The following is a 347-nucleotide window of genomic DNA, read 5'->3' as shown; positions in this document are numbered from 1 at the left end:
CGATAGCTTGAACGACCGTAGGACTGCGCCAGGAACATCACTTCCCACACGCCCATTACCGAGATCAGGGACGAGTCCTTGAGCATGGAGATGAACTGGTTGGTGGCGGGCGGGACAATGGTGCGCATGGCCTGGGGCAGGGTGACGTGCCAGAAGATCTGCGCTGGGCCAAGGCCCAGGGCCATTGCCGCCTGACGTTGCCCAGGCGCCACACCGAGGATGCCGGCGCGGAAAATTTCGCTGAGGTAGGCGCCATAGTTCAGCGACAGCGCGATGATGCCGGCACTGATGGCGCCGGGTACCAGGCCAAGTTGGGGCAACCCCAGGTAGATCAGCAAAATCTGGAT

The 347-nt window shown here is 62.0% G+C and carries 1 protein-coding gene; it reads right to left on the bottom strand.

The window, feature by feature from the left end; genetic code table 11:
* On the bottom strand, positions 1–347 hold a 347-nt coding region (locus tag SB765_RS28490), incomplete at both ends, for an amino acid ABC transporter permease (RefSeq protein ID WP_410932339.1).

Source organism: Pseudomonas sp. SIMBA_067 (genome assembly GCF_046534675.1).
Classification (GTDB): domain Bacteria; phylum Pseudomonadota; class Gammaproteobacteria; order Pseudomonadales; family Pseudomonadaceae; genus Aquipseudomonas; species Aquipseudomonas putida.
This window is presented reverse-complemented; position numbering and strand designations above follow the sequence as displayed.